Origin of the sequence: Martinezella lusitana (genome assembly GCF_010668395.1) — a bacterium.
GTDB lineage: Bacteria > Pseudomonadota > Alphaproteobacteria > Rhizobiales > Rhizobiaceae > Rhizobium > Rhizobium lusitanum_A.
Genome location: NZ_WUEY01000008.1, coordinates 87,667 through 112,914, shown reverse-complemented (window position 1 = coordinate 112,914; position 25,248 = coordinate 87,667). Strand labels below are relative to the sequence as shown.

Here is a 25,248-nt window from a genome sequence, read left to right as displayed (position 1 = left end):
CGTTCGGGCGCCGGCCGTGGCCGGCGCCCGCCTCCGATCCTGTCCGTTTGCGGACCCGGGAACCGAACGAATGATACGCTACATCCTTCAACGCCTGGCAGGCATGATCGTCGTGATGTTTCTCGTCGTGACGATCGTCTTCGTGATCGTGCGCGTGACGCCCGGCGACCCGGCCGCCGTCATGCTCGGCCCGGACGCGACCGCCCAGGATATTGCAGACTTGCGAATTCGGCTCGGCCTCGACCAGTCCATCTTCGTTCAATACGTGTTCTATATCGGCCAGCTGCTGAAGGGCGATCTCGGTCAGTCGATCTTCCTCAACATTCCGGTCGGTTCCGCACTGCTTGAGCGCGCCGAGCCAACCTTTTTCCTCACACTGTTCTCGCTTCTCATTGCGGGTGTCATCGCGCTGCCGATCGGCATCTATGCAGCCTATCGGCGCGGATCATTCATTGACCAGCTTTCGATGACGATCGGCATGCTGGCGGCGAGCATTCCAAGCTTCTGGCTCGGCCTGATCCTCATGCAGTTCTTCGCAGTGAGGCTGGGGATGTTTCCCGTATCCGGCTATGGCGGACCGGGCGCAAGCTTCCTGGACCGCATGTATCATCTGACGCTTCCCGCATTCGCGCTCGGCCTCGTCTCCTCGGCGCTGATCCTGCGCTTCACCCGCGCATCGATGCTTGATGTGCTCGGAGACGACTATATCCGCACCGCCCGCGCCAAGGGGCTCGTCGAGCGCCGCGTCATCCTGAAGCATGCGCTGAAGAATGCGCTCATTCCCATTCTCACCGTTCTCGGGCTCACAGCCGCGGTACTGATTTCCGGCGCGGTCGTCACCGAGACCGTGTTCGGCTTGCCGGGCGTCGGAAGCCTCGTCGTCTCCGCGGTGCTGCGCCGCGATTATCCGGTGATCCAGGGTGCCCTGCTCGTCATCGCGGGCCTCTACGTCCTGATCAATTTTGTGATCGACATGCTCTACCTGCTGGTTGATCCGAGGGTACGCTACTGATGGCCGATATTGTCACCGATACACCGAAGCGGGCGCCGGGCGAGCGCAGCAAATTCCTTCGTCGCCTGCTGAAGCGCAAGACCGTCGCCGTCGGTCTTGTTGTGCTGACGATCTTCGTGCTGCTTGCCGTCCTGGCGCCGTGGATCGCGCCCTATTCGCCCTCGAAACTCTCGATCGTCAACAGACTGAAGCCACCGAGCCAGATCTACTGGTTCGGCACCGACGAATTCGGCCGCGACGTCTTCTCTCGCACCATCTATGCCGGGCGTCTGTCGCTGCTCGTGGGAGCGGCGGTCGTGGCGCTGTCGGCGGTAATCGGCGTCACGCTTGGCCTGCTCGCTGGCTTCTTCCAGAAGCTCGACACGCCGATCGCCCGATTGATCGACGCGATGATGGCGTTTCCCGACATTCTGCTTGCCATTGCGCTCGTCGCTGCCCTCGGCCCCTCTCTGACGACGGTCATCGTCGCGCTGTCGATCGTCTATTCGCCGCGACTTGCGCGCATCGTGCGGGCCTCGACGCTGGTCATCCGCGAGCTCCCCTACGTGGAAGCGGCAAGAGCCCTTGGCATCTCGACATTCCATATCATGACGCGGCACATCCTGCGAAATCTCCTTTCACCGATCCTGGTGCAGGGCTCGTTTCTTTTCGCCAGCGCAATGCTTGCCGAAGCCGGGCTCTCGTTCCTCGGCCTCGGCGTCAGCCCCGAAATCCCGACCTGGGGAACGATGATCGCCGCCGGCCGCCAGTATATCGGCCAGGCCGACTGGATGACCTATTTCCCCGGCTTCGCCATCATCCTCTCCGTGCTGTCGCTGCAAATGGTCGGCGACGGCCTGCGGGACATGCTCGATCCAAGACTTCGAAAGGACCTGTAAATGACCGGTGAAAAAGCGGGCAAGCCGCTCCTCCTCACCAATGTGAAGCCCATGGCTTTCGGCAGCGACACGCCGGCCGGCGTGATCGACATTCTGGTCGGCGCCGACGGCAGGATTGCCGCCACCGGCTCGCAGCTCGCCGCCACCGCCGACGTCGAGCGCATCGACGGCAAAGGCGCCTGGATTTCTCCCGGCTGGATCGACCTGCATGTCCATATCTGGCATGGCGGCACGGACATTTCGATCCGTCCATCCGAGTGCGGCGCCGAACGCGGCGTCACCACGCTTGTCGATGCGGGTTCGGCCGGCGAAGCCAATTTTCATGGATTTCGCGAATATATCATCGAACCATCCAGGGAACGCATCAAGGCTTTCCTCAATCTCGGTTCGATCGGCCTCGTCGCCTGCAATCGTGTCCCGGAACTGCGCGATATCAAGGACATCGACCTCGACCGCATCCTCGAATGCTACGCGCAGAACAGTGAGCACATCGTCGGCATCAAGGTCCGCGCCAGTCATGTGATCACCGGATCCTGGGGCGTGACACCCGTCAAGCTCGGCAAGAAAATCGCCAAGATCCTGAAGGTTCCGATGATGGTGCATGTCGGCGAGCCGCCGGCGCTCTATGACGAGGTGCTTGAAATTCTCGGGCCCGGCGATGTCGTCACACATTGCTTCAACGGCAAGGCCGGTTCCAGCATCATGGAAGACGAGGATCTCTACAATCTCGCCGAGCGCTGCGCCGGCGAAGGCATTCGGCTCGATATCGGCCACGGAGGCGCCTCCTTCTCCTTCAAGGTTGCGGAAGCGGCGATCAGGCGCGGCCTGCTGCCCTACTCGATCTCGACGGACCTGCACGGCCACTCCATGAATTTCCCGGTCTGGGATCTCGCGACCACCATGTCCAAACTGCTCTCGGTCGGCATGCCGTTCGACAAGGTGGTGGAGGCGGTCACGCATGCACCGGCCTCGGTCATCAAGCTTTCGATGGCAAATCGGCTGGCGGTCGGCGAACGGGCAGATTTCACCATCTTCGACCTGGTGGATGCGGACCTTGAGGCGACCGATTCCAACGGTGACGTCTCGCGCCTGCAGAAGCTGTTCGAGCCGCGCCATTCGATCATCGGAGCCGAGGCGATCACAGCTTCCCGCTATATTCCCCGCGCCCGCAAACTCGTCCGCCACAGCCACGGCTATTCGTGGCGCTAGTTGAAACACTCCAATCGCATGGCAGGAGCATCCGTGAACACGTCTCCAATACAGGTCGCCTCCGCAGCGCAAACACCCTATGAGCGACTGGCCGCGCTCGGTATCGAGCTGCCGCCGCCGCCGCCGCCGATCGCCAATTTCGTGACCCATGTTCGTGAAGGCAATGTGCTGTATCTATCGGGTCAAGGGCCACGGGAGCTGGACGGCCGTCTCCACGCCGGCAAGGTCGGCGGAGACGTCGGCGTTGATCGTGCCTATCAGCACGCCCGGCTCACGGGCATCAACCTCCTGGCCGTCATGCATGAAGCACTCGGCAACCTTTCCCGGGTGAAGCGGGTGGTAAAGCTGCTCGGCATGGTCAACGCCGTTCCGCACTTCGAGGATCATCCGAGCGTCATCAATGGCTGCTCGGACCTGTTCATCGAGGTCTTCGGCGAGGCGGGTCAACATGCGCGCTCGGCCGTCGGCTTCGGATCGCTACCCGGCAACATCACCGTCGAGATCGAGGCGATCGTCTCGCTCAACGACTGAGGAGAACAAGGTCAGTGATTGCGCCAGCCCATCAACGTTTCGATCTGCTCGGCAGCAGCGCGCACCTGCTGTCCATAGTGGTTGCCGTCGGAAAAGACCTTCTGTTCCGGCAGCACAATCGAAATGGTCGCGACACATTGGCCGTTACGGTCGACGACCGGCGAAGCGATGCAGGCAACCGCATAATCGGACTCGGCCACCTGGATCGACAGGCGCTCGTTAAACGCCTTGCCAGCAGAATCCGAGAGCACGCGGGCATCGATCTCGGCGCGGCCGGTCGGGGACGTGCGCGCGCAGCGCTTGAAAAGCTCGATCCTCTCCTTCTCCGGCAGGTGGCCGACCAGAAGCCGGCCGGATGCCGTCCAGTTCAATGGCACGCGGGTGCCGACGCGGGAGGTGACCTGGAAATGGCTTGGCCCGTCCGCCATGGCAAGCACCAGCATATGATCGCCATCGCGGCCGCAGACTTGAACCGTCTCCCCCGCCTGTTGGCAGAGGTCGTGCATTTCGCGGGTCGCGACGCTCATGAAATCCAGCGACCGCGCATAGGCAAGCCCGTAATGATAAAGGCGGGCGCCCAGCCAGACCGTACCGTCGGCGTTGCGGCCGAGCATGTTCTTTTCCACCAGATCGTCGATGATGACGTAAACGGTCGAAAGAGGTGCCTTCACCGCCTTGGCAATCGCATAGGCTCCGGCCGGCGCACCGGTTTCGTAGAGATAATCAATGACCTGCAGCGCGCGGTCGATGCCGCTTACGCGCGAGCGGCGCGCGCCTTTGATCTCGCTCGTGGAAGCGGCATCTTCGGGAGGGGCTGGCGATAGAGTCTTGGCGTCCAAATCAGCGCTCCTCATGGAATTTTGACAAGCTATTACATTACTATGGCATAACTGTCGATGACAATCAGCAGCCTGCCGTCACTTTGGAGAGACAGAATGTCCGATGATATCCGTACCAAAATCGGTCTGAGGCCCGTCATCAACGTATCCGGCACGATGACGAGCCTTGGCGCGTCGATCGTCGTTCCCGAAGCCATTGCGGCCATGACGGCGATCTTGCCGCAGTTCGTGGAAATCAATGACCTCCAGCGCAAGGCAAGCGCCGTCATCGCGCGTCTGACGGGCGGTGAAGCGGGCTTCGTGACGGCATCCTGCTCCTCGGGCATCAGCCTCGCGGTCGCCGCCGCCATCACCGGCAACAACCTGCTCGCCATCGAGAAATTGCCAGACGTCGCGTCGGAAAAGAACGAAGTCATCCTGCAGATGGGCCATGTGGTGAGCTATGGCGCGCCCGTCGACCAGGCGATCCGCCTTGCCGGCGGCAAGACCGTGCTGGTCGGCCAGGCGACGTCGACGCACCGTTTCCACATGGAAAACGCCATAACGGAGAAAACCGCGGCAGCCGTCTATGTCGTGTCGCATCATGTGGTGAATTATGGCCTGCTGCATCTGACCGAATTCGTGGAGATAGCCCATGCCAAGGGCGTACCGGTCATCGTCGATGCGGCCTCGGAATATGATCTGAAGCTTTTCCTGGCTCAGGGCGCCGATATCGTACTCTATTCCGGCCATAAGTTCCTTGGCGGCCCGACCTCCGGCATCGTCACCGGAAAGAAGGAACTGGTACGCAATGCCTTCCTTCAGAATATGGGTATCGGCCGTGGCATGAAGGTCGGCAAGGAAAGCGTCTATGGTGTCATGGCGGCGTTGGAAGCATGGGAAAAGCGCGACCATTCAGGCATCCGCGAACGCGAAACCGGCTATCTGAATTTGTGGAAGCAAACTCTGGATGGCCGCCCGGGCGTCACCGCCTTGATCGAGCCGGATCCGACCAACAACCCGCTCGACCGTCTGCGCGTCGTCATCTCGGCCCAGGAAGCGCATATCAGCGCCTGGGACCTTGCCGCCGCGCTCGGCCGCGGCAATCCACCCGTGATCGTTCGGGACCATGAGGTGGAGCACCACTATTTCTATCTCGATCCATGCAACCTGCATCCCGGTCAGGAAACGATCGTGGCGACCCGCCTCGGCGAAGAACTCGACAAGGCGCGCGCATCCAACGAGATCATTGCAACGCCGATCGAGAACCGCAGCAGGCATCGCTTCGACGGTGTGCTGAATTGGCCGGATTGATCGGTGGCGAGGACCGAAAGAAAGGAACAAAGATGAGCACATCGCAGGCAAGGACCATAGAGGCTGCCGAACCGGTTCTCTCCGTCGAGAACCTCACCACCTCGTTCCTGGTGGACGGCGAATGGAAGCCGGTCGTGCGAAATGTTTCCTTCTCGGTCTCGCCCGCAGAGACGTTAGCGATCGTCGGCGAGAGCGGCTCGGGCAAGAGCGTGACCTCGCTTTCGATCATGCGGTTGCTGCAGAGCGATTCAAGCCGCATCGAGGGCAAGATCATGCTCGGCGGCCGCAACCTGCTTTCGCTTCCCGAGCACGAGATGCGCAAGGTGCGTGGCAACGATGTCTCGATGATCTTCCAGGAACCGATGACATCACTCAATCCGCTCTTCACGATCGGCGATCAAATCTCTGAGGCGCTGCTCTGCCACAAGGACATGTCGGCCGCGGACGCCAAAGCGGAAACGATCCGGCTGCTGGAGAAGGTCCGGATCCCGTCGGCCGCCTCGCGCTTCAACGAATATCCGCACCGCTTTTCCGGCGGCATGCGCCAGCGCGTGATGATCGCCATGGCCTTGGCGTCGAAACCGAGACTGCTGATCGCGGACGAACCGACGACGGCGCTCGACGTCACGATCCAGGGCCAGATTCTCGACCTCATCAAAATGCTGCAGGAAGAGGAAGGAACCTCTGTCCTGTTCATCACCCACGACATGGGGGTGGTCGCGGAAATCGCCGATCGCACGGTCGTCATGTTTCGCGGCGAGCAGGTGGAGACGGGCGCGACGGCCGATATCTTCCATCGCGGCCAGCATCCCTATACCCGCGTGCTGCTGTCGGCCGTGCCCGTACTCGGCTCGATGCAGGCATACGAGCGGCCGCTGCGCTTTCCTGTCGTCAATACGGCAACGGGAGAATCCGACACGCCTGTCGAAGTCCCGGATACAGTGGCCACAGAAAAGCCGGTCCTCCAGGTGAAGAACCTTACCAAGCGCTTCGACATCCATTCTGGTCTGTTCGGCAGCCTGAAGGGCCGCGTGCACGCGGTCGAGAATGTTTCCTTCGATCTCTTTGCCGGCGAGACCTTGTCTCTCGTTGGCGAATCCGGTTGCGGCAAGTCGACCACCGGCCGCGCCATCATGCGGTTGATCGAGCCGCAATCCGGCTCCGTCATCGTCGGCGGCCGCGACGTGCTCTCGCTCAACAAGCGCGAAATGCGCGAGATGCGCAAATCCGTGCAGATGATCTTCCAGGACCCGTTCGCTTCGCTCAACCCGCGCATGACGGTCGGCCAGGCAATTGCCGAACCCTATCTCGAACACGGAATGGGAACGGCCACGCAGGCAAAGGACGTCGTTGCCGACATGCTACGCAAGGTGGGGCTGACACCGGACATGGCCGGCCGCTATCCGCACGAATTCTCCGGCGGCCAGCGTCAGCGCATCTGTATCGCCCGCGCGCTGGCGCTTGAGCCGAAGGTGATCGTCGCTGACGAAAGTGTGTCGGCGCTCGACGTATCGATCAAGGCGCAGGTCATCAACCTGATGCTCGATCTCCAGCAGAGACTGAACCTCTCCTTCCTGTTCATCTCGCACGACATGGCGGTGGTGGAGCGCGTCAGCCATCGCGTCGCCGTAATGTATCTGGGCGAAATCGTCGAGATCGGCCCGCGGGCGGCGGTCTTCGGCAACCCGCAACATGACTACACGAAGAAGCTGATGGCCGCCGTTCCCGTGCCTGATCCCGATCGCCGGCGCGAGAAGCGCATGGCTGCGAGCGACGAGTTGAAGAGCCCGATCCGGCCGGTCGATTATTTGGCGAAACCGCTCGAATATCGAACCGTATCTCCAAGTCATCTGGTTGCCGTCTAAGGCGTGCCGCGCAGAAGCGAGCGCGAACGATCGCGACACGCTTTGGCGCCTGGATAATCATAGCATTGCGGCGCCAGACACCGATTGAGCGTGCCGGGAACATGCAGACGCGAAGATGCCTTCGACAGGCGTATCAAGCCTCCCCTTTCCTCACCGGATCCGGAGCTTCGACGGTTATGACCGTCAGGTGGTGGCTGCGTTCGTCGCGGGCGATCCAATCGATCGACTGACCGGCGGAAAGCCCGATCAAGGCTGTCCCGATCGGGGTGAGAATAGAAATCTTCCCGAGCGAAATGTCTGCCTCGCCAGGATAGACCAGCGAAACATGACGCTCCTGTCCGTCATCCGAGCGATATTTCACGGACGATCCCATCCGCACGATATTTCCCGGCAGACCTCCATCTTTCACGACTTTTGCTCTGTCCAGTTCGACCAGCAGCTCCTCGGCAATATCAGGTGAACGATCGGAAATCGCTTCTGCAAGCTTCGTCAACCTCTCGCGATCCGTATGGCAAATGACGATATTGGGCTTGCCCTGATGGAGGCCGACTTTCTGTTTTGCTGACATGATGGTGCTCGCGCTGGTGCTAACCGAATACTGCGGAAAGCCTTGGCTTTCCTGACGGTCAGGAAGAAAAATGCAGGATGAAAAACAAGCCCCGTACTCGGGACATGGGCCGAGCCGGGGTCAGTTTCCCGCGATGGGAAACGGCCGATGCGTCGGACAGGACGCAATATGGAAGTGCGATGCTTTCATCCGCATATGGTTGGATCAAACGATGCATTTGTCAAGCCGAACGACGCTCTCTCCGGCTCCAGTCGCATTGCCTTATTAGATCGGAAGCGCGCTCAAACCGCGAAGATCGGCTGTGAAAAGCGACACGACCCGCAGCGGCGGCCTTCACTCGAAATGGCAGGAATTGCCTACCGATATCGATAGGACGCGCCGCTGTGACGCTCGGGCAGCCGGTCGTTCTCATCGAAGATCTTTCGTCGCAACGAGCCTTCCGCATAGGACGTCTTGTAGAGACCACGGTCCTGCAGGGCGGGCACGACAATATCGATGAAATCCTCAAAGCCTTCCGGCGCCACGGTCCTGGTGAGATTGAAGCCATCGACCTCACCCTCGGCGACCCATGCCGCAAGCTCGTCCGCGACCGTTGCCGCATCGCCGACGATCACGGGATAGCGGCCGCCGATGGCAAGCTCATGCAGCAATTGCCGCCTTGTCCAGCCACGCTGCTGCGCGGTCTGCGTTGCCGATTGGCTGGCGTTGGACGTTCCGTAGACGATGGGCTCGTCGAGGTCGTACCGGGAAAAATCGATGCCCGTGCTGGCCGAAAAATGCGCCAGCCCCGCCTCGGGATTGGAATAGCGCAGGTATTCGGCGTATTTTTCCTGCGCCGCGGCGGCCGACCGGTCCGTAATGACGGTTATGCCGAGGAATATCTTCACGTCATCGGGCCTTCGCCCGGCGGCAACGACCGCCTCGCGCAAGGACAGGACAGCTGCGCGCGCCGCGCTTTTATCGGCGGCGGCAATGAAGATGCATTCGGCGTGGCGGGCGGCAAACTGCCTGCCTCTGCCGGACGTCCCTGCCTGATAGAGAACCGGCGTGCGTTGGATCGACGGTTCAGCCAGGTGGTAGCCGCGCGCGCGATAGAATTTCCCTTCATGATCGATCGCATGGACCTTTGCCGGATCGGCGTAGATGCGCCTTTCCCTGTCCACGAGGACAGCGCCGTCTTCCCAGCTCCCCTCCCAAAGCTTGTAGAGCACTTCGAGATATTCGTCGGCCCGATCGTAACGGGTATCATGCTCGAGCTGCATATCGAGGCCCAGGCCCCGGGCGGCGCTATCGAGATAGCCGGTGACGATGTTCCAGCCGATGCGCCCGCTGGTCAGATGATCCAGCGTCGACATGCGTCTTGCAAAAACGTATGGCGCATCCGCGCCGGCATTGACGGTTACCCCGAAACCAAGATGCTGCGTCACGGCCGCCATGGCAGGCACAAGCAGCAAGGGATCGTTGACCGGCAGCTGAATGGATTCCCGCAAGGTAAGATCGACGGAGCCCTGGTAAACATCGTAGACGCCGAGAATGTCGGCCAGGAATATGCCGTCGAACAGGCCGCGCTCCAAGGTGGCGGCAAGCGAGGTCCAGTAGCCGAGCGTCTTGTAACGGTCGGACTGATCGCGCGGATGCGTCCATAGCCCGTGATTGATATGTCCCACGCAGTTCATGTTGAATGCATTGAGCAGGATCTGCTTTTTCTTGGTCACCATTTTACCTGTCGTTCCAATTCAGATCGCACCATGACGCGGCGGGCGCTTGCCGTTGAGATAATAGTCTCCGACGGCCTGATATTTCCACCGTACAGGGTCATGAAGCGTATGCGTGCGTGCGTTGCGCCAGTGGCGATCGAGATTGTCGCCGGCAAAGGTCGATGACGTGCCCGAAAGCTCGAACAGCTTGTTTGCGGCAAGCAAGCTGGCCTTGGTCGCGAGGATCTTTGCTTCGGCGACGGCGATCGAGGCCCGGGCCACGCTGTCTTCCGTCATATCGGCGCGGGCGGCATCCGTCTCTTTCGCTGCCCGCTTCAGCAGTGCTTCGGCGGCGCGCAGACGCAGCCAGACATTGCCGACCTGGTGCAATGTCAAGGGATCGTCCGCCGCATGCTCGACACTGGAGTCGAGCCAGGGCCGCGCCCGCTCGCGGACGAAGCGCAACGTCTCCCGATAGGCGCCCTGCCCTATCCCGAGATCGATTGCCGCATGCATGATCTGCGCCACCGGGCCGATCGTCGTCGGTCGCTCGAAGGAGGCCTGGAACGGCACGATCCATTCCGGCTCCACCTTCACCTGCGCGAATTCGACCGAGCCGCTGCCGGTAACCCGTTGGCCGAAACCCTCCCAATCGTCAATGACGGTGACCCCGGGCGCGTTTCTCGGCACGAAGGCGAGATAGGTCACATCTCTCCCCTCTTCCTCGGCGACGACGAGAGTCGGAATCCAGTGCGCATATATGGCGCCGGTGCAATAGAATTTCTTTCCGTCGACACGCCATTCGCCGGCTTTCCGGTGGAGCCGTGTACGTCGCTTGAAATCACGCTTGCCGATTTCGGCCAGCGCGTTGCCGAAACGCTCGCCGGCCAGAACCCGATCATAGAAGAAGCGTTGCTGCTCAACCGACGCGCCGACGCGCAGGACCTCGATCGCATAAAAATGATTTTGTGGAATTTGCGACAACGATCCGTCGGCAGCGCCGATAATGGCAATGACGCTGGCCAAGGTTTCGGTGGAAACGCCGGCGCCGCCGAACGCGCGCGGAACGGTCATACCCCACAGGCCGCTGCGGCTGAAGCTTTCCAGTTCCCGCCACGGCAGCAGGCGATCTCTGTCGCGTTCGGCGCTCCCCTCGGCGAACGTTGCCGCCAGTTCGGCCGCGACCTGAATGGCCTGACGGTCATCCGCAATCAGATCTGGCCGCTCCGCCGGGGCCGGCGCGGCTTCGATTGTGGGATGAGGATCGGTGTTCGTCATGGTCTTCTCGATCAATTCCATTGATGACGGTTCGGGAATACACCGTTGAGCTGATAATTGCCGAGCAGGTGATACTTCCACCGAACCGGATCGTGAAGCGTATGGACACGGGCATTGCGCCAGTGCCGATCGAGATTGTGGGACGCGCGCGTGGCAGCGGAGCCGGCGAGATCGAAGAGCTTCTCAGTCGCCTGCAGGGCAATCTCCGTCGTCAGGATCTTGGCCTCGGCAACGGCGACGGAGGCCCGTGCACTGGAGGCGTCGGTGACGGGCGCCCGCGCAACTTCGTCGATGATCGCGCCCGCCTCGTAGAGCAATGCCTGCGCCGCGTGCAGTTCGGTGTGCAGATCACCGATTTCATGCAGGATGGTCGGGTCTTCGCAGGCCGATTGCAGACCGGAATCCATCCACGGCCGCGCATGATCGCGAACAAATGCGAGGGTATCGGCAATGGCCGCAACGGCTATGCCGGAATCGATGGCGGCCTGTATGAGCTGCGAGACAGGTCCAGCCAGACCGGGCTTGTTCACGTAGGACCAGACCGGAAAGATCAGATCCCTATCGACAGGCACATCGACGAATTCGACCGATCCGCTCGCCGTGGTCCGCTGACCGAAGGAAGACCAGTCGTCGATCACGCGCACGCCGGGGGCATCATAGCGAACCCAGACCTGCACTGCCTGTCCCTGGTCGTCGACGGCGCGCGTCGGAATCCAATGGGCGAAGATGGCACCGGTGGAATAGAAGCGCCGCCCCGTCAACCGTGGCCCGTAAGGCGAATGAGAAATACGGGTCGTGCTGTGATCGACCGCCCTCTGCCCGCGCTCCGGCCCGGCATTGCCGATGCGATAGCCGCTCAGAATATCGCCGTAGATGCGGCTCTTCTGCTCGCGGGAGCCGACATCGCGCAGCAGGGCGAGCACGCCGAACTGGTTCTGCGGGATCTGTCCAAGTGCCGGATCGGCGGCGCACAGGATTTCGAAGACCTTGGCAAGCGTCACATGGGAAACGTCGGCTCCGCCGAATTCCTTGGGAACGGTCATGCCGCCGAGCCCGCTTGCGGTATAAGCCTCCACCTCGTCCCAGGGAAGGCGACGTTCGCGATCCCGCTGTGAGGCGCCCGCCGCAAAACGGGCCGCGAGAGCATCCGCAATCTCCAGCGCTTCGGCATCCGACCGGACGAGATACGGAACGCGTGGCGGCAAGGGACGCCTGGCGCTGCCCTCTTCAAGCTCCGGTAAAACCGGTGATACGATCTGATCGGTCACGGATCACTCCCGACGGTATTGCAGATTCAGCGCATGCTCAGGCCGCGCACGACATAGCCGCCCGCAAATTGCACGAGGAGACCATGGCGATGAGCATGACAGCCATAACCAGGGGAAGATAAAGTCCATGTATTTTATAGGCAAAGACGGAAATACCCGTGATTACGCATGGGTGGAATATTTTTTCCCGAAACTGCTCGATAGGCTTCAGCGGCTTTCAAACAGGCAGACGACCGTGATCTCAGCAAAAAGCAGGTCCGGAACTCAGACTTTCCCGGCTATGGCTTGAGCGACGCTCCTCGCCTGTATGCGGATATCCGGAACCGCCGTAATTTCCCAGAACTGGCCCGCGGTGAGCGCCCCCACCGCATAAATGACCGTATCGGTGCCTTCCGAGCGCGGGATGCGCGACTGTTTGTCGACGACGATGCCAAGACCAAGCGGATCGGCTTCGATCAAACCTTGACGGCGCATTTCCTGCAGCAGCGGTGAGTGTGCTATGCCCGCCCGCTCCATACCGGTACAATTGACGATCCAGTCCGCCTGTATGGATGTGACAAGCTTCTTTCCCCGCGGCCGATAGCGCAGTGTCAGCGGGCGGGCACCCTCCACATCCAGCAGGTATCCGGCGCGAACCGAAATCTGGCCGCTTTGAATCATGCCGTCGAACCTGAGGAACACATCCGGCGCGACGCGATGGCGATGGATGTTCCACCAGGGCAATGCATGGCGAAGAAAGCGTCGCCGCTCGGCATCCGGTAGCCTGCTCCAGAGCGCTTGCGTCTGCGGTCGCAGACCGTCCATGAGCCTGCGCCAGTCGTCGCCATGCCTGCTCTCGTGGCGAAAGACGTGCAGGAGTTCGCTCAGCTGCGTGGGCAATGCTCCGACGTCGATCTCCAGCGGCGGCTTTGGGTGACTGACATGAGCGAGCGGAACAAGTCCCCGGCGAGACAACACGGTCACATGTCCCGTAAAACCATGGGCGAACAGGGCCAGGGCCTGATCGATCATCGTCAGGCCCGAACCGAGGATGCAAACGCTGTCGCCCGTCTGGACACGTCTGAGCCAGGACAGCCGCCATGGGTTTTCGACGATATGCGCCCGCGCGTCTGCGGACAATTGCGAGAGGTCGACCGGCAACGTGGCGTTTCCGACGCCCAGGCAAAGCACTATGCTTCGTCCGGCGATCTCATTGCCATTGTCCAGCTGGAAGCCGAGCGCTCCGCCGTAGCGCTCGACACAGCCGGTCGCCTTCGCCTTGATGAAATCGACCCGGCAGCGCGGTTTCTTGTTTCGCAGGAGAGCGGCCAGGCTGTCGCGGATATAGAGGCCATAATCCTGTCTGGAGGCGAAGTCCCCGGCATCCAAGGGTCGCTTATGTTCCCGCAACCAGTCGACGAAGGCGTTCGGGCGATCCGGAAACAGGCTCATCCGGCCGGCCGGCACATTCAGACGATGCAGATACAGCTCGGTGCGATAGGCGGTGCCGCGCCCGAAACCGGGATCATCGCCGATAACGGCGACAGATGCCGATTGGGGAAGCAGTTCCACGAGATTGCAAACCGTAGCGATGGCAGAAAAACCGGAGCCCACAATAACGGCATCGTAGATCATTGCGTGTCCTTCTCCTTCCCGGGAGGTACGGGAAGACGGCTGATGCATGCTCTCTTCAAGCCTGATCTAGGGCATGCCGATGCCCGATCCAATATCGAATGTTCTTGTTATACACCCGCGGCCCTGCTTTCCCCAGGTGATAAAGAGGATCACAGGAAAGACCGGAGCCCTGCCGCGTGAAAAAGACGGGAGCGGGCGTCAGCAGCCCGTCACGACCACATCGCAATTGCCGGCATATCTGCCGTCACGCGGACTCCCTGATGGCGGGAGGGACAGCCATCGCCGTGCTGTCCAGTTTGTGGATCGCCCTGAGCTCGTTTGCGACGAGCGTCTGAAGTTTCCAGAGATTGAGATCCCGGATGCCCCGGGCCTCGAGATGCTTCACGGTGAGATAGAGATATTCGGCACAGGACCCTCTATGGCCGCACGCCCTTGCCAGGATGGCAGCCACCACGTCCAACGATAGTTTGGAGGTGACGTGCGCCCCCTTCGGATCGGCCCAAAAGACCAAAGCCCGCACCGGACCCTCGTCCGTCTGCACCCGGATCCACCGTATGGCGGCGGCATCGTTGAGCGTGCCTATCTCGCGGCGCAGCATTCGCCTGATCTGACCCAGGCGATCATCGTCGTTCAATCTGAAGACGATCGCCTTGCAGTATCCGCCCCTCTTCAATGCAAGCATCAGCCCCGGTTGCGCCAGAGAACCTCTCCAGCGCGTCATGCGAAGACAGAAGGAGCGATGCCATCCCTTGATCGCGCCGACGCGCGACTCCACGGCATCGAAATCCGGCTTCCATATCAGGGAACCGTAGGCGAAGACCCAAAGCGCCTCTCCTTCGGCCTCGCGATGCAGCCGCTCCGCCAGCGCCTCCAGCTCGTCGTCGGCAATCGGTGTCCGCGATGGGTCTGGACCCGGATCAACCTCGTCGCGCAGGCTTAGAGCGACCAGATCATTCGTCAGATCCATCTCGCCTTGGCGCACGGACCTTCGATCGCTTCGGCACACGGTTTCATATGCCTTCGGGTTGCAAACAATCATGTCGGTTCCTTGATGAATCCCATTCGCTGAGCACGGCAGGCTTGCCTCGACAAGGTTGGTCGCGGGAACCCCGAAGGGCGACCGGACACGACGCAGCCTCAGCCCAGGTCGCAATGCCCCGGCCAATCGGCTGGAGCACGCCTCAAGCCCTCAGGCCGCGGATGTTTCATACGACGCAAGACGCGCCCTGATCTTCTCCTCCTGCTCGGCTTTCAGCTCGGTGACACGGGCCGTCGCTTCCTCGAAAGATGCGGCTGGAGGATACACTGGCGACGAGCCGGCCCGTCCGGCCTTTTCCCCAATATGCTTTTCGAACGGCAGGGAACGATAGAAAGCCGGGTCGACCGTCGTGTCGAACAGCGGTCGATATCCGAGCGATATGTAAAGCGCCACGGCCTCGGGCTGGCGAAAGCCGGTGGAAAGATAAGCGCGCGAATAGCCGAGCTCGGCGGCGCTTTCCTCAAGGGCGATCACGATGCGGCGTGCCAGCCCCTGGCGCCGCAGTTCGGGATGCGTCCATATGCGTTTGAGCTCGGCCGTCTCATCGTCATGGCTCATGAAAGCACCGCCTGCGATGGTTTGTCCGTCTCGCAGCAACAGCAGAAAATCGCCGAGCGGCGGGGCAAACAGTGCGAGCGGGTAACGCATGATTTCGGTGCGCGCGCCGCCGGGGCGACTTACCGCACCGTATCTTCCGTCGTATTCGTCGATGAGCCCTTCGATCAAAGGTTGGGCCGCGGGATCCGGCAGCGACGACCGGACGATGATATCAGTCATGAAGAATGCGCCTCCAATTGCGGTCTGAAAGCTGTCCGGTGTCGCCAGTGTCCCGGTGGCGCCGACGTCCGAAATCCCGCTCGTCACTTCGCACCGTCAGGATGCAGATCGCCGCGCCTTTAGGCAGGACATGATCTTTTATTGTGGAGTCGATGATTGAAACATCATTGCTCGATTCAATAGTCCATTAAAAATATAGATTAACAAATGAGCCGATCCGTCGGGAGAGGACAATTGTCACATGACCTGATCCGGCGCACCGGCTTCGATCCGGCGGACCGCAGCCGCCGGTACGGATAGCCGCCCGCATAGATCTTCGAAACCGCAAGGAAACCGCCATGGCATTCAAGACAATTCGGCGCCTGAAGACCCTGACCGGCGCGGCCAGCGTCATTGCGGCAGGAAACGACGCAAGCCCGCAAACGGGCATCAGACGAGCGGTCGAACTCGCCCGAAAAGCCGAAGCCGAGAAGATCATCGGCCTCTTCACCGCCGATCTCCTTCATATCGACCCAGCGGGCCTTGCAGGAACCGCCGGCATTCAGGAACCGATCGTAGCCCTTGCGGCGCTGAGCCAGGCGACCTCGCAAATCGGATTGATCGCGACCGTCTCCACCACCTTCCATCATCCCTATAACCTGGCACGGCAGATTGGCACGCTGGACCATGCAAGCGGCGGACGCGCCGGCTGGAACGCGGTGACGTCCTCGGTCGGCGAGGAGAATTTCGGCGGGGCTCTGCCAAGCCCGGAAGAGCGTTACGAGCGCGCCGCCGAGTTCATCGAAATCGTCAATGCTCTCTACGATGCCAATGACAGGGACGCGGCCGAGCGCAAGGCATCCGGCGCAATCGCCATCGATCCTTCGAAATTCCACCCGATCAACTATCGTGGCAAGCATTTCGGCGTCGACGGCCCGCTCAACGTGCCGCCCTTGCCGCAGGGGCGCCCGGTTCAATTTCAGGCCGGACAATCCGAGGCGGGCGTGAGTGTCGGCGCGCGATACGCCGAGGTCGTCTACACGTCGCAGCCGAAGCTCGAAGACGCCATTGCCTTTGCGAGGGAACTGCGTCGTCAGGCGAAGGGGTTCGGACGGACAAACGGCCTGCCCTTCATCATGAACTCTTTCCATTCGGTGATCGGAGAGTCGGAAGCGGATGTGGCAAGGCGCCTGAAGGAAAAGCACGAGCGTATCGACTACGAGCAGGGTCGCCTCAAACTGGCGGACATGCTGGGCGGAAATCTCGACCTTTCCGACCTGCCGCTCGACAAGCCCCTGCCGGAAACGCTGTTGCCGGAAGTCACCAGCATCAATCGCCGGCGCGGACGGGTGGAGATTTTCCGGCGGTACGCCCGCGACGGACTGACCCTGCGGGAACTCATCATCCAGGCGCAGGAAACGGGACACTGGTCCATCGCCGGCACGCCGGAACAACTCGCCGACGCGATCGAGGAGCGATTCCGTGCGGGCGTTCTGGATGTCCTTTCCCTGCACGGCTTCGGCAACCCCGATCAGGAGGATCTGCTCGTCAACGGACTGCTGCCGGAGCTGCGCCGCCGCGCACTGATCGACACGGACTATCTGGGAGACGATTTCCGCTCAAACCTGGAACTTCCGCCCTATCTTGCCGGAACCGGAGGCGTCAGCACGGCGAAACGCGCCTGACGCTCGGTGCCGATCCGGGCTGACAGGGAATGGCACCGCCGATTTGCCGGTGCCGCTTCCTCCCGCGCTATCCACGCCTATGGGTTTGCTGCTTATGCGAGCGCCGCGGCCGCAAAGGCGCGCTCGAGATCGGCCACAAGGTCGTCGATATCTTCCAGGCCGATCTGAAGGCGGATGAGCGGCCCCTCTTCTGGCGGCTGCAGGACGCGTCGATCGCTGAGATCGACCTGGAGCGCCAGGCTTTGATAGCCGCCCCAGGAATAGCCGAGGCCGAATAGCGACAGTTCGTCGAGAAATCTCTGGGCCTTGGATTTGAAATCATCTTTCCGGTCGGTTGCAAGCACGAAGGAAAGCACGCCTCCCGCGCCCTTGAAATCGCGCTTCCAGATACCATGACCGGGAAAGCTCTCCAGAACGGGATAAAGAACGCGGGCGACGTCGGCACGCCCTTCCAGCCAGTTCGCGATCGCCACGGTGCTTGCCTGGTGTCGTGCCAGCCGCACGCCCATCGTGCGCAGCCCGCGAAGAACCTGATAGGCATCGTCGGGCGATCCGGCCATGCCGAGAGCACCGTTCGCGCGCTTCAATTGCCGCCAGTGCTTGTCGTTCGCCGAGATCGTCCCCATCAGGATATCGGCATGGCCCGCCGGATACTTCGTCGATGCCTGGATGGAGACGTCGACGCCGAAATCGAGCGGCTTGAAGAAGAGCGGCGTTGCCCATGTATTGTCCATCGTCACCACCGCACCATGCCGATGCGCGACCTCGGCAATGGCCGGAATATCCTGGATCTCGAACGTGTTCGAGCCGGGTGCCTCCGTATGGACCAGCTTGGTGTTGGCACGAAAAAGGGCTTCTATATCCGGGCCGATCGCCGGATCGTAATAGTCGACCTCGATGCCGAAGCGGGCAAGCATCGTGTCGCAGAAATGCCGGACGTTGCCATAGACGGAATCGACGACCAGCGCGTGGTCTCCGCGCGACAGATAGGCAAGGAACGCGATGGTGACGGCCGCAAGGCCGGAAGGGACGAGGATCGTGCCGGCCGCCCCTTCCAGCTCGTTGATTGCATTGCAAAGCGCATCGGCGGTCGGCGTGCCGCGAGTAGCGTAGGTATATTTCTGTCCGTGCTGCTCCATCGTCTGCGCGTCCGGAAAGAGCACGGTCGATGCATGCACGGTCGGCGGATTGATGAAACCGTGATAGTCGAAGGGATCATAGCCAGCACGTACGAGCTGCGTATTCGGCCCGAACGGCTTTGGGTGGTCGCTCCCGCCGCTCATGGCGCCTGCTCCGTCAATGCCGAGAGATATCGCTCGCCGGTATCGGGCAGGATTGCAACGATGAGCTTTCCGGCATTTTCCGCTCGAGCCGCAAGTTGGGTCGCGACCCACAGTATGGCGCCTGACGATGTTCCGGCAAATATCCCCTCTTCCCGGGCCAACGCTATCGCCGCGGCGCGCGCATCGGCGGTATTGAGCGAGATCACTTCGTCGGCAATCGTCGTGTCGAAGTTGCGCGGCAACTGCTCCGCCGGCACCTCGGTCACCTTATGAACGCCGTCGATCTCGTCCGGATAAGGGTTTTCCTCGGTCGGCAGGGATTCGACCGCCGGTTCGGCGATCACGATCTTCAGATCGGCCTTTCGGGACCGCAGGAACCTGCCCGCCCCGGACACGGTGCCGCCGGTGCCGACGCCGGTAACGAAGATATCGATGGCACCCTCCGTATCCCGCCAGATCTCCGGCCCCGTCGTTTCAAAATGGGTGTGCGGATTGGCCGGATTGGCGAGCTGATCGGTAAAGAAGGCCGTCGGATTTTCCTCCCGAACGCGCGCCGTGATCTTGTCGAGCGCCTCCGGATCGAGAAAGAACTCATTCTTCACGGTGACGATCTCCGCACCGAAGAGACGAAGCAGCTTCACCTTGTCCTGGCTGATATTGTCGCTGAGGTAGAATTTCGTCCGATAGCCGCGCGAGGCAGCGACGGCAGCGAGGCCAATGCCGGTATTGCCGCTCGTCACATCCACCAGCAAATCGCCGGGGCGGATTTTTCCGGCCTCTTCGGCTTCCTTGATGACCCCCCAGGCAATGCGATCCTTCACGCTGCCGGCCGGGTTGAAATACTCGATCTTGGCAAGAATTCTGGCCTCGAGATTTCTGTTGCGCCGATAGTTGTGGAGCTCGAGAAGCGGCGTGTTTCCGATGAGATCCGCAAAACCGTTGTATATTCTTGTCACTCATAACTCCCGTTCATGAAGCAGCAAAGCAGGCCTCCGCAATACGTCACGCACCGCAGGCGGCGTGCAGCAAAAGGGCAAGCGAAACCAGGACCATCAGGGCGGCCAGCAGATGCTGCAAGGTCGGCCAGATCCTTCGGCTCAGCGAAGAGGTGGGCCGTGTTGCGAGGGAGGCGAGATAGAGAACCGTATCCATGAGAACTCCTGGCGCAGGCGCCCGAAGCAGCCGGAAACATGAATGACGGGCTGCGCTACGGACGGAAACAGAATGGCCCTGTCATATTGTCTATAAATTTAGTGCACTAAAGGAATCATTTTTCGAGAATCCGCGCGTTGCCAAGAAAATGAACTTTTCTGAAAGCGAGCGGCCAAGCGGCGCCCTTCTCCCGATCGACGATCGCTCGTCATCAACCGGCCCTCTGAAATAACAGAGGATTTTCTGCTATCGTGAAAATAATCTCAGGATCAGCGGATGCACATCTATTCTATTGGAGGAAAGAATATTAAAATATATTTCTGCATTGAAAGCAGAAATTAGTTGGCATAACTCAACACTCATTGAAGGCCGCAACGCAGCGGATCACGGGAGATGACGACGATGAATCCTGCAATGAACATGATGCCGATGATGAATCCAATGATGAACCCCATGATGGGTGGCATGCCCATGATGAATCCGATGATGGGCGGCATGCCCATGATGGGCCAGATGCCGATGATGAACCCGATGATGATGCCCATGATGCAGATGATGATGGGCAAGATGACCTGCAAGATGACCGCCAAGGGCATGGTCTGCGAAATGATGCCGATGGACGGCATGGACAAGGACATGTTCATGGAAGCCTGCAAGCGCATGATGTCCATGATGTCGAATGGCATGCCGATGATGATGATGTGCGGCAACATGATGATGTGCTGCATGATGGAAGCAGCCTGATATCATCTCCGCTTCCCTGAGCCGGATTTGATACCGGATCTCCGTCAGCTTCAGCCGCCCGCAAGGGCGGCTTTTTTACTGCGCCGCGCTCAGCCGCGAACTTCCTCGATGTAGCTCGTGACCAGATAGAGCACAGCCTCGTTGCCCGTCATGTTGCGATAGCTGTGCGCAACGTCGGCCTCGAACAATATGGCATCCCCTTCCCCCAGAATCTGGGGCGCATGCCTGCCGGCCACGATTTCCACGGTCCCCCGGGAAACGACCAGGTTTTCCAGCGTGCCCGGCCGATGTGCCTCGGCCAGTTCGGCGTGATGCGGTGCGATACGCAATTCGTAGAATTCTACCTTGCGCTCGCTTTCATAGGGGAAAAGCGCGCGCGTCTGAAACCGCCCTTCCGAGGCCGATAGAACCTTGGCCTTCGCATGGGTGAGAACCTGCAGCGCCGTGTCGCGCGGTTCGGCGATCAGCGAGCCGCAAGGCACATCCAGAGCTGCGGCAATCTTCCAGAGAATGGTAATCGTCGGGCTGCTTTTGCCTGTCTCGACCTGCCCGAGCATGGCCCTGCTGACGCCGGATATCTTGGCAAGCCGATCCAGCGAATAGCCGCGGCGCGTGCGCAAGCGTCGGAGGTTTTGGCCGGTCAACGCCGATATTTCGTCGAGCGAGTCAGCTCTCGAGGGCAGATGGCTTGGGTCGTCTACCTCAAGCGCCATAATTTTGCTGCTTGCCGAAAGGCACGACCGGGATGAAACCGATATAGGGGACCCACATCAGAAACGGCTGTACAGGCAAGACGGGGTCTTCACTCGGCGAAGTCGCAACGCTCCTGTCGCGCGCATCGCGATAGGCTTGGAAATCGATGACATTGGCGGCCTGGCTGGACATACTAACTCCTGCAATTCAGCATCCGGAGTGTATTTTTTCACTGTCACATTTTGGAGAGAGCAGCGCCCAATCTTGGCTGGTGAAGAGAAATGTTTTTCCCGTTTGCTGCGCCGCCGCCGAATGCGCTGCCCGGCGCCCTCGCGCCGCAAGCGTGGAAAAGCCCTGAAGCGCTCCCGCTAGAGATTGGAAAAATTGGGCACGGAGGCGACGAGCTCGCGCGTATAGGCATGTTGCGGCTGCCCGAAGACCTGCTCGACCGCTCCGGCCTCAACAACCGCTCCTTCTTTCATGACGACGATCCGGTGGCTGACGTGCTGGATGACACCAAGATCGTGCGAAATAAAGATCATCGACAGGCCAAGCCTCGCCTGCAGATCGACCAGAAGATCCAGGACCTGCGCCTGCGTCGTGACATCCAGGGCTGAAACGGGCTCATCGCAGATCAGCAGCTTCGGCGCAGCCGCAAGCGCCTGGGCGATGGACACGCGCTGCCGCTGGCCACCGGAAAGCGCTTGCGGCCGGCGGCCAAGCAAATCGGGCGACAGGCCGACCAGTTCGAGCAGATTGACGATCTTCTCGCGACGCCTTGCCCGATCAAGTCCGGTATAGAGCCGCAAGGGCTGGGCGATGATGCGCTCCACCGTAAAGCGCGGATCGAAGGAGCTGAGCGGATCCTGGCTGATGGTCTGCATGCCGGCCCGCAGGGGACGGCGGCTGCGCTCCGGGAGCGAACTCCAGGGACGCCCCTCGAACAGAACGGCGCCGGAATCCGGAGACTGCAGAGCGAGCGCGATCTTGCCGAGCGTCGTCTTGCCCGATCCGGATTCCCCGACCACGCCGAGCGTCTCGCCGCGATCGACGTGAAGGGACGCGTCTTTCACGGCGCGGAGAAGACTGCCGTCCCCGCGCCTGAAACTCTTCGATATGTTGCGGACTTCCAGCAAGCGGTCGTCCGAACGGATAGTCTGCCGGTTCGGCAGGGGAGACGCTGGATTGCTCAGGTGCCGACCACGGTTTGCCGCAGTCGGTACGGCAGCCAGCAGGCGCCGGGTATAGTCGTGCCCGGGATGCGACAGGACATCATGGGCCGGCCCGGTCTCGACCAGCTGCCCGTTCTGCATGACGCCAACCCTGTGGGCGAGTTGCGCGGCGACCGCCAGATCGTGCGTAATCAGAAGTATGCCGTGGCCTGCGTCGGCCAGTTCCCTGAATATGGCCAGTATTCTTTTCTGGATGCTGACATCCAGCGCCGTGGTCGGTTCGTCGGCAATCAGCAGCCTTGGTTGCGCTGCGAGTGCCGAGGCGATCAAGGCCCTCTGCCGCAGTCCACCCGACAGTTCATGCGCGTACTGCCCTGCCCGCACGTCCGGCTCGGGAACGCCGACACGACTCAACAGCTCCAGCACCTGCGATGAAACGAGCGAGCGCGGCGCCAGGCCATGCGCAAGAATGGGCTCGGCGATTTCGCGGCCGATCGTTCTCAATGGGTCGAGCGAAACAAGAGCATCCTGAAGGACGAAGCCGATCTCGCGACCGCGCACGCGCCGCCAGGCTTTCTCCGACAGGTCCAGGAGATCGAGAACCCGGCCGTCATGGGTCGCCAGGGTGATTGCGTCGGCCCTCACCGAAGCTCGGGGGCCGGCGAGGCCGATGATCGTGCGTGCCGTTACGGATTTTCCCGATCCGGACTCGCCGACCAGGGCAAAGATCTCTCCGGGGGCGATTTGCAGGGAAAGATCGCGCACGGCATTCACCCGACCCTGCGAGGTCGAAAAACTCACCTGCAGGCCCTTCACCTCAAGCAGCGGCTTTTGTCCGGCAGCTTTGCCGCGGAAGGTTTGCAGGCTCGTTTGAATGTTCATCGCAGGTCGCCCGTCGCCAGAAGAGTTTGCAGGCGCCGGCCCAGCAGCGTGATCGAAATCACGGAAACAGCGACGACGCTTGCCGGCAGCAGGCTCACCCATGGCGCTATGTCGAGAAAATTGCGGCCGTTGGCGAGAAGAGCGCCCCATTCGGCGGCAGGAGGGACAACGCCGAGCCCTAGAAAGCTCAGGGCCGATGCCGAAAGGACGGCGCTCCCGACGCCGATGGTCGCCAGGATCAGCAGCGGGCGCATCGCGTTCGGCACGATATGCCGGAATATGATGGTCCAGGGAGATTCACCAAGCGCAACGGCATGTTCGACATAGCCGGACAATCTGACCTGAAGAACCTGCGAGCGGATCAGCCTTGCATAGCCCGCTATGCTGGAAAGGCCCACAGCCAGGAGCGTGTTGACCGGCCCTCGGCCGAGAACGGCGATGACCAGCAAGGCCAGCAGCATTTCGGGAAAGGCCAGCAGGATATCGATGACACGCAGCAACAACCGGCCAATAACCCGCGGCGCCAGGGCTGCCGTCGTGCCGAGAATGGTGCCGCCGATGCTGGCAATCAGCGTCGCGCCGATGCCGATGGTCAGAGACTGGGACGTGCCGTAGACGACGCGGGAAAAGAGGTCGCGTCCCAGGTCGTCGGTTCCGAACCAGTGCGTGGCATCCGGCGCCTGCAATATCACATTCGGATCGACCGCCTCAGGATCGAAAGAGGAAAACCATTGCGGCGCCCATATCGCCACACCCAGGACGACAACGAATGCCAGCGGCGCGAGCAAGCCGAAAGACAGCCACGGATGGCTGCCTGCTTGACGATGCGCTTGCGGGCGATCCTCTGTAAAATCGGCTGCGCTCACAGTTCCGTCCTTCGCAAACGTGGATCGATCATGAGGTAGAGGGCATCGACCAGCAGATTGACGATCACGAAAACCAGGGCCGACAGCATGACGAGCCCCAAAACCAGCGGCATGTCGCGTGTCCTGATCGCCTGAAGCGTGATCTGGCCGATTCCGGACCGGCCGAACACCGTTTCGGTGAGGATCGAGCCGCCGAGCGTACTGGCGAGAAGGGTGCCCGTCAGCGTCGACGCCGCCAGCGCCGCGTGCCGCAACCCGTGCCGGACGCGCAACACCGTTTCCCCGACACCCCTGGCCCTGACGGTCAGGGAAAATGGCTGTGACAGCGCCTCTTCCAGTCCGTCGCGAAGCACCTGGCTCAAGAGGGCGGCCAAAGGCAGGCTAAGGGCAATCGCAGGCAGGACAAGGGACGAAAGACCATCATCGCCGGTTACCGGAAACCATTGCAGATTGAAGCTGAAAATCGTCAGCAGAACGATGCCGATCCAATAGACCGGCGTGCTCAGCAGTATCAGTTCGAAGCCCGACGACAGCCTTGCAAGGCTTCTGCGGCGGCCAGCCGTCACCAGGGCGACAGTGATCGCCAGCAGCAAGGCGAGAACAACGGCGCTGCCTGCCAGCTGCAGGGTCGGCCCTGCCGCCTCGTAGATGACCTCCAGCACGGGTTGCCGGTACTGATAGCTGTCTCCGAAGTCGCCACGGAGCGCCTTGCCGAGATAGTGCGCATATTGCACGATCAATGGCCGATCCAGCCCGTAGTCCCGGATCAGCGCGGCGCGCTCCGCCTCGCCGACGACGTTCTCGCCGCCCGACAATATCGAAACCGGATCGCCGGGGATGAGCTTGATCGCGACGAACGCGATCGTTGCCGCACCCCAGAGTACGGCAACGATGACGCCGGCCCGCCGCAAAACGGTCCTCATG

At 61.2% G+C, this 25,248-nt stretch carries 25 protein-coding genes; 8 read left to right on the top strand and 17 right to left on the bottom strand.

All coding sequences use genetic code 11. The features are described 5' to 3' along the window. The first annotated feature begins 70 nt into the window (after window positions 1–70). Genes GR212_RS19000 through GR212_RS18985 form a run of 4 tightly spaced genes read left to right on the top strand, consistent with a single transcriptional unit; the run spans window position 71 to window position 3,630 of the window. Window positions 71–1,012, top strand: coding sequence for an ABC transporter permease (locus GR212_RS19000; protein ID WP_163988258.1), 942 nt, complete (start codon window positions 71–73; stop codon window positions 1,010–1,012). Then, entirely contained in the window at window positions 1,012–1,890 is an 879-nt protein-coding gene (locus tag GR212_RS18995) for an ABC transporter permease (RefSeq protein ID WP_163988257.1), read from the top strand. The genes GR212_RS19000 and GR212_RS18995 overlap by 1 nt, the downstream gene beginning before the upstream one ends. Continuing rightward, window positions 1,891–3,099, top strand: a complete 1,209-nt coding sequence (locus GR212_RS18990) for an amidohydrolase/deacetylase family metallohydrolase (protein ID WP_163988254.1) — start codon at window positions 1,891–1,893, stop codon at window positions 3,097–3,099. A gap of 18 nt (window positions 3,100–3,117) precedes the next feature. After that, the gene (locus GR212_RS18985; RefSeq protein WP_163988252.1) at window positions 3,118–3,630 is read left to right on the top strand and encodes a RidA family protein; all 513 of its coding nucleotides are present in this window, start codon (window positions 3,118–3,120) and stop codon (window positions 3,628–3,630) included. 11 nt (window positions 3,631–3,641) lie between these two features. Here the strand turns inward: GR212_RS18985 and GR212_RS18980 are convergent, their stop codons facing one another. Further along, the gene (locus tag GR212_RS18980) at window positions 3,642–4,484 is read right to left on the bottom strand and encodes an IclR family transcriptional regulator (protein ID WP_432444379.1); all 843 of its coding nucleotides are present in this window, start codon (window positions 4,482–4,484) and stop codon (window positions 3,642–3,644) included. Window positions 4,485–4,565: 81 nt separating this feature from the next. On the opposite strand from GR212_RS18980, the gene GR212_RS18975 reads away from it, so the two are divergent. Together GR212_RS18975 and GR212_RS18970 are read left to right on the top strand one after the other, a co-directional pair. Then, window positions 4,566–5,762 carry an aminotransferase class V-fold PLP-dependent enzyme gene (locus GR212_RS18975; RefSeq protein ID WP_163988248.1) on the top strand — a complete coding sequence of 399 codons (1,197 nt, stop codon included), beginning with the start codon at window positions 4,566–4,568 and terminating at the stop codon, window positions 5,760–5,762. 32 nt (window positions 5,763–5,794) lie between these two features. Further along, the gene (locus GR212_RS18970) at window positions 5,795–7,627 is read left to right on the top strand and encodes an ABC transporter ATP-binding protein (RefSeq protein WP_163988246.1); all 1,833 of its coding nucleotides are present in this window, start codon (window positions 5,795–5,797) and stop codon (window positions 7,625–7,627) included. Window positions 7,628–7,760: 133 nt separating this feature from the next. On the opposite strand, the gene rnk is transcribed toward GR212_RS18970, so the two are convergent. The 7 genes from rnk to GR212_RS18935 form a co-directional block, all read right to left on the bottom strand. Beyond that, complete coding sequence (rnk, locus tag GR212_RS18965) at window positions 7,761–8,195, bottom strand: nucleoside diphosphate kinase regulator (protein ID WP_163988244.1); 435 nt, start codon at window positions 8,193–8,195, stop codon at window positions 7,761–7,763. 356 nt (window positions 8,196–8,551) lie between these two features. Then, window positions 8,552–9,913 carry an LLM class flavin-dependent oxidoreductase gene (locus GR212_RS18960; protein ID WP_163988242.1) on the bottom strand — a complete coding sequence of 454 codons (1,362 nt, stop codon included), beginning with the start codon at window positions 9,911–9,913 and terminating at the stop codon, window positions 8,552–8,554. An 18-nt stretch (window positions 9,914–9,931) separates the two neighbouring features. Further along, window positions 9,932–11,170: an SfnB family sulfur acquisition oxidoreductase gene (locus tag GR212_RS18955; RefSeq protein WP_163988240.1), complete on the bottom strand. Its 1,239-nt coding sequence runs from the start codon at window positions 11,168–11,170 to the stop codon at window positions 9,932–9,934. Window positions 11,171–11,181: 11 nt separating this feature from the next. Continuing rightward, complete coding sequence (locus GR212_RS18950; protein WP_348643486.1) at window positions 11,182–12,438, bottom strand: SfnB family sulfur acquisition oxidoreductase; 1,257 nt, start codon at window positions 12,436–12,438, stop codon at window positions 11,182–11,184. 264 nt (window positions 12,439–12,702) lie between these two features. After that, window positions 12,703–14,052, bottom strand: coding sequence for an FAD/NAD(P)-binding protein (locus GR212_RS18945; RefSeq protein ID WP_163988238.1), 1,350 nt, complete (start codon window positions 14,050–14,052; stop codon window positions 12,703–12,705). 244 nt (window positions 14,053–14,296) lie between these two features. Then, window positions 14,297–15,019, bottom strand: coding sequence for a gamma-glutamylcyclotransferase (locus GR212_RS18940; RefSeq protein ID WP_163988236.1), 723 nt, complete (start codon window positions 15,017–15,019; stop codon window positions 14,297–14,299). A 222-nt stretch (window positions 15,020–15,241) separates the two neighbouring features. After that, the gene (locus tag GR212_RS18935) at window positions 15,242–15,868 is read right to left on the bottom strand and encodes a GNAT family N-acetyltransferase (RefSeq protein ID WP_163988234.1); all 627 of its coding nucleotides are present in this window, start codon (window positions 15,866–15,868) and stop codon (window positions 15,242–15,244) included. Between the two features lie 338 nt (window positions 15,869–16,206). Between GR212_RS18935 and GR212_RS18930 the strand changes: the two genes are divergently transcribed. Continuing rightward, window positions 16,207–17,532 carry an NtaA/DmoA family FMN-dependent monooxygenase gene (locus GR212_RS18930; RefSeq protein ID WP_163988232.1) on the top strand — a complete coding sequence of 442 codons (1,326 nt, stop codon included), beginning with the start codon at window positions 16,207–16,209 and terminating at the stop codon, window positions 17,530–17,532. A gap of 92 nt (window positions 17,533–17,624) precedes the next feature. Here GR212_RS18930 and GR212_RS18925 read toward each other — a convergent pair whose 3' ends face one another. The 4 genes from GR212_RS18925 to GR212_RS37120 all read right to left on the bottom strand — a co-directional run bounded on the left by GR212_RS18925 (window position 17,625) and on the right by GR212_RS37120 (window position 20,512). Next, entirely contained in the window at window positions 17,625–18,815 is a 1,191-nt protein-coding gene (locus GR212_RS18925) for a cystathionine beta-lyase (RefSeq protein ID WP_163988230.1), read from the bottom strand. Next, window positions 18,812–19,771 (bottom strand): pyridoxal-phosphate dependent enzyme, encoded by a 960-nt coding sequence (locus tag GR212_RS18920; RefSeq protein ID WP_163988228.1) that lies wholly within the window; start codon window positions 19,769–19,771, stop codon window positions 18,812–18,814. Before GR212_RS18920 ends, GR212_RS18925 begins: the two co-directional genes overlap by 4 nt. 46 nt (window positions 19,772–19,817) lie before the next feature. Continuing rightward, the gene (locus tag GR212_RS18915; protein ID WP_163988226.1) at window positions 19,818–19,967 is read right to left on the bottom strand and encodes a hypothetical protein; all 150 of its coding nucleotides are present in this window, start codon (window positions 19,965–19,967) and stop codon (window positions 19,818–19,820) included. Window positions 19,968–20,326: 359 nt separating this feature from the next. Then, entirely contained in the window at window positions 20,327–20,512 is a 186-nt protein-coding gene (locus tag GR212_RS37120) for a hypothetical protein (RefSeq protein ID WP_246725811.1), read from the bottom strand. Here GR212_RS37120 and GR212_RS37115 point away from each other — a divergent pair. Continuing rightward, entirely contained in the window at window positions 20,511–20,711 is a 201-nt protein-coding gene (locus GR212_RS37115) for a hypothetical protein (RefSeq protein WP_246725810.1), read from the top strand. The genes GR212_RS37120 and GR212_RS37115 overlap by 2 nt on opposite strands. Window positions 20,712–20,800: 89 nt before the next feature. Here GR212_RS37115 and GR212_RS18905 read toward each other — a convergent pair whose 3' ends face one another. The 5 genes from GR212_RS18905 to GR212_RS18885 all read right to left on the bottom strand — a co-directional run bounded on the left by GR212_RS18905 (window position 20,801) and on the right by GR212_RS18885 (window position 25,247). Beyond that, a complete protein-coding gene (locus GR212_RS18905; protein WP_163988222.1) occupies window positions 20,801–21,424 on the bottom strand; it encodes a helix-turn-helix domain-containing protein in 624 nt (207 codons plus the stop codon). Continuing rightward, window positions 21,414–21,596, bottom strand: coding sequence for a hypothetical protein (locus GR212_RS18900; protein ID WP_163988220.1), 183 nt, complete (start codon window positions 21,594–21,596; stop codon window positions 21,414–21,416). The genes GR212_RS18905 and GR212_RS18900 overlap by 11 nt, the downstream gene beginning before the upstream one ends. A gap of 176 nt (window positions 21,597–21,772) precedes the next feature. Continuing rightward, window positions 21,773–23,458, bottom strand: coding sequence for a dipeptide ABC transporter ATP-binding protein (locus GR212_RS18895; protein WP_163988217.1), 1,686 nt, complete (start codon window positions 23,456–23,458; stop codon window positions 21,773–21,775). Beyond that, entirely contained in the window at window positions 23,455–24,324 is an 870-nt protein-coding gene (locus GR212_RS37110; protein WP_163988216.1) for an ABC transporter permease subunit, read from the bottom strand. Before GR212_RS37110 ends, GR212_RS18895 begins: the two co-directional genes overlap by 4 nt. After that, entirely contained in the window at window positions 24,321–25,247 is a 927-nt protein-coding gene (locus GR212_RS18885; RefSeq protein ID WP_163988213.1) for an ABC transporter permease, read from the bottom strand. The genes GR212_RS37110 and GR212_RS18885 overlap by 4 nt, the downstream gene beginning before the upstream one ends. Between the last annotated feature and the right edge of the window lies 1 nt (window position 25,248).

Excerpts from the sequence above, each read along its gene's own strand:
- GR212_RS18985 (WP_163988252.1), top strand. The coding sequence starts at position 3,118 with ATGGCAGGAGCATCCGTGAACACGTCTCCAATACAGGTCGCCTCCGCA.
- GR212_RS18970 (WP_163988246.1), top strand. The coding sequence starts at position 5,795 with ATGAGCACATCGCAGGCAAGGACCATAGAGGCTGCCGAACCGGTTCTC.
- GR212_RS18905 (WP_163988222.1), bottom strand. The coding sequence starts at position 21,424 with ATGGCGCTTGAGGTAGACGACCCAAGCCATCTGCCCTCGAGAGCTGAC.
- GR212_RS18945 (WP_163988238.1), bottom strand. The coding sequence starts at position 14,052 with ATGATCTACGATGCCGTTATTGTGGGCTCCGGTTTTTCTGCCATCGCT.
- GR212_RS18995 (WP_163988257.1), top strand. The coding sequence starts at position 1,012 with ATGGCCGATATTGTCACCGATACACCGAAGCGGGCGCCGGGCGAGCGC.
- GR212_RS18980 (WP_432444379.1), bottom strand. The coding sequence starts at position 4,484 with ATGAGGAGCGCTGATTTGGACGCCAAGACTCTATCGCCAGCCCCTCCC.
- GR212_RS37115 (WP_246725810.1), top strand. The coding sequence starts at position 20,511 with ATGATGCAGATGATGATGGGCAAGATGACCTGCAAGATGACCGCCAAG.
- GR212_RS18925 (WP_163988230.1), bottom strand. The coding sequence starts at position 18,815 with ATGAGCGGCGGGAGCGACCACCCAAAGCCGTTCGGGCCGAATACGCAG.
- GR212_RS18935 (WP_163988234.1), bottom strand. The coding sequence starts at position 15,868 with ATGACTGATATCATCGTCCGGTCGTCGCTGCCGGATCCCGCGGCCCAA.
- GR212_RS18900 (WP_163988220.1), bottom strand. The coding sequence starts at position 21,596 with ATGTCCAGCCAGGCCGCCAATGTCATCGATTTCCAAGCCTATCGCGAT.
- rnk (WP_163988244.1), bottom strand. The coding sequence starts at position 8,195 with ATGTCAGCAAAACAGAAAGTCGGCCTCCATCAGGGCAAGCCCAATATC.
- GR212_RS18895 (WP_163988217.1), bottom strand. The coding sequence starts at position 23,458 with ATGAACATTCAAACGAGCCTGCAAACCTTCCGCGGCAAAGCTGCCGGA.
- GR212_RS18915 (WP_163988226.1), bottom strand. The coding sequence starts at position 19,967 with ATGGATACGGTTCTCTATCTCGCCTCCCTCGCAACACGGCCCACCTCT.
- GR212_RS18990 (WP_163988254.1), top strand. The coding sequence starts at position 1,891 with ATGACCGGTGAAAAAGCGGGCAAGCCGCTCCTCCTCACCAATGTGAAG.
- GR212_RS18960 (WP_163988242.1), bottom strand. The coding sequence starts at position 9,913 with ATGGTGACCAAGAAAAAGCAGATCCTGCTCAATGCATTCAACATGAAC.
- GR212_RS18940 (WP_163988236.1), bottom strand. The coding sequence starts at position 15,019 with ATGGATCTGACGAATGATCTGGTCGCTCTAAGCCTGCGCGACGAGGTT.
- GR212_RS18955 (WP_163988240.1), bottom strand. The coding sequence starts at position 11,170 with ATGACGAACACCGATCCTCATCCCACAATCGAAGCCGCGCCGGCCCCG.
- GR212_RS19000 (WP_163988258.1), top strand. The coding sequence starts at position 71 with ATGATACGCTACATCCTTCAACGCCTGGCAGGCATGATCGTCGTGATG.
- GR212_RS37120 (WP_246725811.1), bottom strand. The coding sequence starts at position 20,512 with ATGGGCATCATCATCGGGTTCATCATCGGCATCTGGCCCATCATGGGC.
- GR212_RS18885 (WP_163988213.1), bottom strand. The coding sequence starts at position 25,247 with ATGAGGACCGTTTTGCGGCGGGCCGGCGTCATCGTTGCCGTACTCTGG.
- GR212_RS18930 (WP_163988232.1), top strand. The coding sequence starts at position 16,207 with ATGGCATTCAAGACAATTCGGCGCCTGAAGACCCTGACCGGCGCGGCC.
- GR212_RS18975 (WP_163988248.1), top strand. The coding sequence starts at position 4,566 with ATGTCCGATGATATCCGTACCAAAATCGGTCTGAGGCCCGTCATCAAC.